Annotated in this window: 8 protein-coding genes; all 8 read left to right on the forward strand. The window is 40.9% G+C overall.

All coding sequences use genetic code 11. The features are described 5' to 3' along the window. Positions 1-2: 2 nt before the first annotated feature. On the forward strand, positions 3-983 hold the full coding sequence (gene lacD, locus RG608_RS10290) for a tagatose-bisphosphate aldolase (RefSeq protein ID WP_268687181.1): 981 nt from the start codon (positions 3-5) through the stop codon (positions 981-983). 196 nt (positions 984-1,179) lie between these two features. Continuing rightward, complete coding sequence (locus RG608_RS10295; protein ID WP_268687180.1) at positions 1,180-2,013, forward strand: PRD domain-containing protein; 834 nt, start codon at positions 1,180-1,182, stop codon at positions 2,011-2,013. Positions 2,014-2,061: 48 nt separating this feature from the next. After that, a complete protein-coding gene (locus tag RG608_RS10300; RefSeq protein ID WP_308946942.1) occupies positions 2,062-2,379 on the forward strand; it encodes a PTS lactose/cellobiose transporter subunit IIA in 318 nt (105 codons plus the stop codon). Beyond that, positions 2,379-4,085: a lactose-specific PTS transporter subunit EIIC gene (locus RG608_RS10305; protein WP_002894736.1), complete on the forward strand. Its 1,707-nt coding sequence runs from the start codon at positions 2,379-2,381 to the stop codon at positions 4,083-4,085. Before RG608_RS10300 ends, RG608_RS10305 begins: the two co-directional genes overlap by 1 nt. 98 nt (positions 4,086-4,183) lie before the next feature. Further along, on the forward strand, positions 4,184-5,590 hold the full coding sequence (gene lacG / locus RG608_RS10310; protein ID WP_308946943.1) for a 6-phospho-beta-galactosidase: 1,407 nt from the start codon (positions 4,184-4,186) through the stop codon (positions 5,588-5,590). Between the two features lie 57 nt (positions 5,591-5,647). Beyond that, positions 5,648-5,926: a DUF3884 family protein gene (locus tag RG608_RS10315; RefSeq protein ID WP_268687179.1), complete on the forward strand. Its 279-nt coding sequence runs from the start codon at positions 5,648-5,650 to the stop codon at positions 5,924-5,926. 19 nt (positions 5,927-5,945) lie between these two features. Continuing rightward, positions 5,946-6,848, forward strand: coding sequence for an aldose 1-epimerase family protein (locus tag RG608_RS10320; RefSeq protein WP_268687178.1), 903 nt, complete (start codon positions 5,946-5,948; stop codon positions 6,846-6,848). 247 nt (positions 6,849-7,095) lie between these two features. Continuing rightward, positions 7,096-7,347, forward strand: coding sequence for a hypothetical protein (locus RG608_RS10325; RefSeq protein ID WP_268687177.1), 252 nt, complete (start codon positions 7,096-7,098; stop codon positions 7,345-7,347). Positions 7,348-7,382 lie beyond the last annotated feature (35 nt).

The raw sequence follows: 7,382 nt of genomic DNA on the forward strand, positions 1-7,382 counted from the left end.
GAATGGTATTAACAGAACAAAAACGCAAGTACATGGAAAAACTTTCTGATGAGAATGGCATCATTTCTGCTTTGGCATTTGACCAACGCGGTGCTTTGAAACGCCTTATGGCTCAACACCAGGAAGCAGAACCAACAGTAGCTCAAATGGAAGAACTGAAAGTTTTGGTCGCAGAAGAGCTGACTCCTTACGCTTCGTCTATGCTGCTGGATCCTGAGTATGGACTGCCTGCTACGAAAGCTCTGGACAAAAATGCTGGCTTGCTATTGGCCTATGAAAAGACAGGCTATGATACTTCTAGCACTAAGCGCCTGCCAGACTGTCTGGATGTTTGGTCTGCAAAACGCATCAAAGAACAAGGTGCGGATGCGGTGAAATTCCTCCTTTACTATGATGTAGACAGCTCCGAAGAACTTAACCAACAAAAGCAGGCTTATATCGAGCGTGTGGGCTCAGAGTGTGTGGCAGAAGATATTCCTTTTTTCCTTGAAATCTTGGCTTACGATGAAAAGATTGCGGATGCTTCCAGTGCTGAATACGCTAAAGTGAAACCTCACAAGGTTATCGGTGCCATGAAGGTCTTCTCAGATCCACGTTTCAACATTGATGTCTTGAAAGTGGAAGTACCAGTCAACGTTAAATACGTTGAAGGCTTTGGCGATGGTGAAGTGGTACATACAAAAGCTGAAGCAGCTGCCTTCTTCAAGGAACAAGATGAGGCAACTAACCTGCCATACATCTACTTGAGTGCGGGTGTATCTGCTAAACTTTTCCAAGAAACACTTGTTTTCGCTCATGAGTCAGGTGCTAACTTCAACGGCGTTCTCTGCGGACGTGCGACTTGGGCTGGCAGTGTCAAAGACTACATTGAGCAAGGCGAAGAGGCAGCTCGCAAGTGGCTTCGTACAACAGGATTTGAAAATATTGATGAGCTCAACAAGGTTCTTCAAAAAACAGCTACCTCTTGGAAAGAAAGAGTCTAAAATTTATTGAAAAATAAATAAAGTAAGGGTTTACATTCTGATACTGATATGCTATAATGAAATCAGAAATTGAATAGGGTGAGCGTTACTAAGTTGGATTAGGCGTGACCGCAAATAAATTGAGGGGAGATATAGCCTCGGTTTATTTGTGGTCTTTTTGTTTTGCCAGAACCCTAGAAAATGAAGAGGAGGAGATATGTATCGAATCATACATCCTATGAACAACAATGTTGCTCTAGCCAAACATGAAAATGGTGAAGAGGTTGTTCTGATTGGCAGTGGCATAGCTTTTAATAAAAAGAAGGGTGACATCGTTCTGGAAAGTAAGATTGAGAAAATCTTTCGCCTACGAACGGAAGAGTCTAAAGAAAACTTTGTGGCCTTGCTCAAAGATGTTCCGCTGGACTTTATCACAGTGACCTATGATGTGATTGACACCCTTTCTAAGAAGTATGATTATCCTGTCCAGGAGTATATATATGTCACGCTGACAGATCACATCTACTGTTCTTATCAGGCTGTGCAGCAGGGGCGGTACAAGGAGAGTGACCTGCCGGATGCTTCGGACAAATACCCTGTCCCTTATCAGATTGCCCAGGAAGCGGTAGCCATATACCGCGAGCGGCTCTTGGATAATTTCCCTGGCGACGAGGTTAATCGCATTGCCTATCACTTTATCAATGCCGAAGGGGAGACCAATCCTGAGGGGCAAAGTCACTTGGGCAGGCGAAAAGATATTCTGGCTGCAGTTGAAGAAGAGCTGAAGAAAAATGGCATTAAAAGAAGTGCAGAAAACAGCAACTTTTATGACCGTTTTATGATTCACCTGAACTACTTTTTGGACTATCTGGACAGAAGCCGTGATGACAATGTTTCCCTGTTGGAAATGGAAAGTCAGATCCAGATGACCTATCCTCAAGCCTATCAGGTCGGAAGTGATATTTACCACATCATTGCCCAGAAGACGGGAATTGATCTCTACCGCTGCGAACGGGTCTACCTGGTGCTGCATATTCAACGCCTTTTATAATAGAAAATAATAATAAAATTTTACATAAGAATACAAGGAGGATCTCTCATGAATAGAGAAGAAGTAACATTGCTCGGTTTTGAAATTGTAGCCTACGCTGGTGACGCTCGCTCCAAACTTCTGGAAGCTTTGAAAGCAGCAGAGGCTGGGGATTTTGCTAAGGCAGATGCTTTGGTGGAAGAAGCCAATGGTTGCATCGCTGAAGCACACCATGCTCAGACCAGTCTCTTGACAAAAGAAGCTGCTGGTGAGGACTTGGCTTACAGTGTGACCATGATGCACGGCCAAGACCACCTAATGACTACCATCTTGCTAAAAGACATGATGTACCATTTGATTGAACTATATAAAAGAGGAGTAAAATAATGAATAAACTCATCGGACTTATTGAGAAAGGGAAGCCTTTCTTTGAGAAGATTTCTCGGAATATCTATCTCCGTGCTATTCGGGATGGCTTTATCGCTGGTATGCCAGTCATCCTCTTCTCATCTATCTTTATCTTGATTGCCTATGTGCCAAATGCTTGGGGTTTCCACTGGTCTAAGGATATTGAAACATTCCTAATGACCCCTTATAGCTATTCGATGGGGATTCTGGCTTTCTTTGTGGGTGGGACCACTGCTAAGGCGCTGACAGACTCTGTCAATCGCGACCTGCCTGCGACAAACCAGATTAACTTCTTGTCTACTATGCTGGCTTCTATGGTCGGCTTCCTCCTCATGGCGGCTGAACCTGCCAAGGAAGGTGGCTTCCTAACTGCCTTCATGGGAACCAAAGGTCTTTTGACAGCTTTCATCGCAGCCTTTGTAACGGTTAATGTCTATAAGGTTTGTGTGAAAAATAATGTTACCATCCGTATGCCAGAAGAAGTTCCACCAAATATTTCCCAAGTATTTAAAGATTTGATTCCATTTACTGTTTCAGTCGTTCTACTCTACGGTTTGGAACTGCTTGTTAAAGCAAGTCTAGGAGTAACCGTTGCAGAATCCATCGGAACGCTTCTTGCTCCACTCTTCTCAGCAGCAGATGGCTATCTGGGAATCACGCTTATCTTTGGTGCTTACGCTTTCTTCTGGTTCGTGGGAATTCACGGTCCGTCTATCGTTGAGCCTGCAATTGCTGCCATTACTTATGCCAATATCGATGCCAACTTGGCTCTGGTACAAGCTGGTCAGCATGCGGATAAGGTCATCACTTCTGGTACTCAAATGTTCATCGTTACCATGGGTGGTACTGGTGCGACCTTGATTGTTCCATTCCTCTTCATGTGGATCTGTAAGTCCGAGCGTAACCGTGCAATTGGACGGGCATCTGTTGTCCCAACTTTCTTTGGTGTCAATGAGCCTATTCTCTTTGGCGCTCCAATCGTACTGAATCCGATTTTCTTTATTCCATTTATCTTTGCACCTATCGCAAACGTATGGATTTTCAAATTCTTTGTTGATACTTTGAACATGAACTCCTTCTCAGCCAACCTTCCTTGGGTGACACCTGGACCTCTGGGAATTGTGCTGGGTACCAACTTCCAGCTTCTGTCCTTTGTTCTTGCAGCCCTCCTTGTCGTAGTAGATGTAATTATTTACTATCCATTTGTCAAGGTTTATGACGAACAAATCCTAGAAGAAGAACGTTCTGGTAAAGCTAACGATGCTCTTAAAGAAAAAGTAGCAGCTAACTTTAATACTGCTAAAGCGGATGCTATCCTTGAAAAAGCAGGAGTGGATGAAGAAGCTCCATCTCAAAACAATATTAGCGAAGAAACCAATGTTCTGGTGCTCTGTGCAGGCGGCGGTACTAGTGGATTGCTGGCCAACGCTTTGAATAAAGCAGCAGCTGAATACAATGTTCCTGTCAAAGCAGCAGCTGGCGGCTACGGTGCTCACCGTGAAATGCTGCCTGAGTTTGACCTGGTTATCTTGGCTCCTCAAGTTGCCTCCAACTTTGAAGACATGAAGGCGGAAACTGATAAATTGGGTATCAAGCTGGCTAAGACTGAAGGCGGCCAATACATCAAACTAACCCGTGATGGCAAAGGAGCACTGGCCTTCGTTCAGGAGCAATTTAACAACTAATTTGTTAGTTCATTTGAGGTGAAGCAAAGTTCAATTCCCCTGTTATTCACCTATTTACTTACTTGTTTCACCTCAAATGCTATTGAAAGGAAAATAAGATGACAAAAAGCTTACCTAAAGATTTTATTTTCGGCGGCGCAACAGCGGCCTATCAAGCTGAGGGAGCAACCCACACAGATGGAAAAGGACCTGTTGCCTGGGATAAGTACCTAGAGGATAACTACTGGTACACGGCAGAACCTGCCAGCGACTTTTACCACAAATACCCTGTGGATCTGAAATTGGCTGAAGAGTATGGTGTCAATGGTATTCGGATTTCCATTGCTTGGTCACGGATTTTCCCGACAGGCTATGGCGAGGTCAATCCAAAAGGTGTGGAATTTTACCATAATCTTTTCGCAGAATGCCACAAACGCCATGTAGAACCTTTTGTGACCCTTCACCACTTTGATACACCAGAGGCTCTTCATTCAAATGGCGATTTCCTCAATCGGGAAAATATTGAGCACTTTGTGGACTATGCGGCTTTCTGTTTTGAAGAATTTCCAGAAGTTCGCTATTGGACGACTTTCAATGAAATTGGTCCCATTGGTGATGGTCAGTACTTAGTTGGAAAATTCCCTCCGGGTATCCAGTATGACTTGGCCAAGGTTTTCCAATCCCATCACAACATGATGGTCTCCCATGCCCGTGCCGTTAAGCTTTATAAGGACAAGGGCTACAAGGGTGAAATCGGTGTCGTTCATGCCCTGCCGACAAAATACCCTTACGACCCAGAAAATCCAGCAGATGTCAGAGCAGCAGAGTTGGAAGATATTATTCATAACAAGTTTATCCTAGATGCGACTTATCTGGGGCACTATTCAGATGTAACTCTGGCAGGTGTAAATCACATCCTTAAGGTCAATGGTGGCCAGCTGGATCTGCGAGATGAAGACTTTGCAGCTTTAGAAGCAGCTAAAGATCTTAATGACTTCCTTGGCATCAACTACTATATGAGTGACTGGATGCGTGACTTTGACGGTGAAACAGAAATTATCCATAACGGTAAAGGCGAAAAGGGAAGCTCCAAGTACCAGATTAAGGGTGTAGGGCGCAGAGAATCTCCAATCCATATTCCGAAAACTGATTGGGATTGGATTATCTATCCGCAAGGTCTTTATGATCAGATCATGCGGATTAAGAAAGATTATCCAAACTACAAGAAAATCTATATCACAGAAAATGGTCTGGGTTATAAAGATGAATTTGTGGACAATACGGTTTACGACGATGCTCGAATTGACTACGTCAAGCAGCATTTGGAAGTTTTATCCGATGCGATTGCGGACGGGGCTAATGTCAAGGGCTACTTTATCTGGTCTCTGATGGATGTCTTTTCTTGGTCTAACGGTTATGAAAAACGCTACGGCTTATTCTACGTAGACTTTGAAACTCAGGAACGCTATCCGAAGAAATCCGCTCACTGGTATAAGAAACTAGCCGAAACACAAATGATTGAATAGAAAGTAAAGCCGTTAGAGTTGAACTCTTTCGGCTTTTCGAAAAGAGGGAAGCCATGCTTGAAAAAAACAAAGAGTTTACTAAAAGCAGTATCAGGTTCTCTATATAAAAAAGTTTATATTATTAATTTTGAACGATGTTCTCAAGCACCTCGGATTAAAAAAATGGAACTTATTTTTATTGGAGATTGGTTCGTATCAGAAGGTTTAGAAGGGATTTGCTATTCTAAGTTGACTATTGATAGTTTTGAGTACATGTTTCTAAGTTTAGTTGAGGAATCTGACAGAAGTTTGGTTAGTTTTGATATAGATATAATAGCCTATGAAAAGGATAAATAGTAAAAAGAGAGGTAAAAATATGGTACTAGAGTTATCAAATGATTTTCTAAAAGTTCAATTTAAGGAAAAGGGTGGAGAATTATCTTCTATAAAAGATAAGGATGGCGTGGAATATTTATGGCAGGGAAATCCTGAATATTGGGGAGGACAGGCTCCTGTCTTGTTTCCTAACTGTGGTAGTGTCCGTGATGATGCTCCTCTCTTTATTATGGGAGATGAAGGAGTTATAGAAGGCCATCTTCCTCGTCATGGTTTAGTTAGAAAGAAAGATTTTGAGCATAAGATAATAAATGACCATCAAATTATGTTTTCAATTGAAAGTAATTCGGAAATGTTAAAACAATATCCTTATCCTTTTCGTTTAAGTATATTTTATACTTTAGATAAATCTAAGATTGAAGTAGAATACTTAGTTGAGAACTTAGGATTAAATCAAGATATGCCTTATTTCATAGGCGCACACCCGGGTTTTAATTGTCCCTTATTTGAAAATGAACGGTATGAAGATTATTATCTCGAGTTTGAAAAGGAAGAAAATTGTAGTATTCCAGCATCATATCCCGAGACGGGATTACTTGACATAAAAAGCCGTTCGCCTTTTTTAAATAAAGAAAAAGTATTAGCTTTAGATTATGATCTATTTTCAAAGGATGCAATTACTTTGGATAAGCTGGTTTCTCGTTCGGTAACATTAAAGTCTAAAAATCATAATAAAGCAGTAAAAATTGATTTCCAAGATTTTCCATATTTAATTTTGTGGTCTACTGCGAATAAAGGGCCGTTTATTGCAATTGAACCATGGGGCGGCTTATCTACATCAAAAGAAGAATCTGGATTTTTTAATTACAAGGAAAATGTAACTTTTATTGAGCCTGAAATGTCTGATTATAAAACTTATTCCATTGAGATAACAGAAATTTAAACGAATAATGGATAAAAAGTAGTTGCTTTATTAGATTAGTAGGTAAAAAATCTGTAAAGGTATCGTTGGGAGGGGGATTATTATGTTGTTTCAAAAGTTACTCCAAGACACTATTTATAATGCATTATTTGCCAATATAATCTAGTATATTTATGAATGTAGAGAATTATTGGATGTATCCACGTATTTGATTTGAAAACAAAAATATATTAGGTTGGATGATTTTACTATAAGAGTAAGATACTTATTGGAAAACGGCCTTCATCAACTTTCCATAATAAGAATAAAGCTATATGATTCTTCTGGTGACAAAGGACCTATTCCTTATTTCAGAAAAGATTTTATCCCTTATGTTAGTTCAAATAATATAGATAAAATTGCAGAGGATATTTTAGAAGAGTATTATCCAGAAATGCTACAAGCTCCTATGGCATTACCTATCTATGATTTTGCGAGGAATATTGGGGGAGAGGTTGAAGAAAGAACTCTCCCCCAATAATGGGACAAGAGAATAACCCTCCTATGGGTGCAGTG

Origin of the sequence: Streptococcus sp. IsoGale022 (assembly GCF_031142805.1) — a bacterium.
GTDB lineage: Bacteria > Bacillota > Bacilli > Lactobacillales > Streptococcaceae > Streptococcus > Streptococcus sanguinis_A.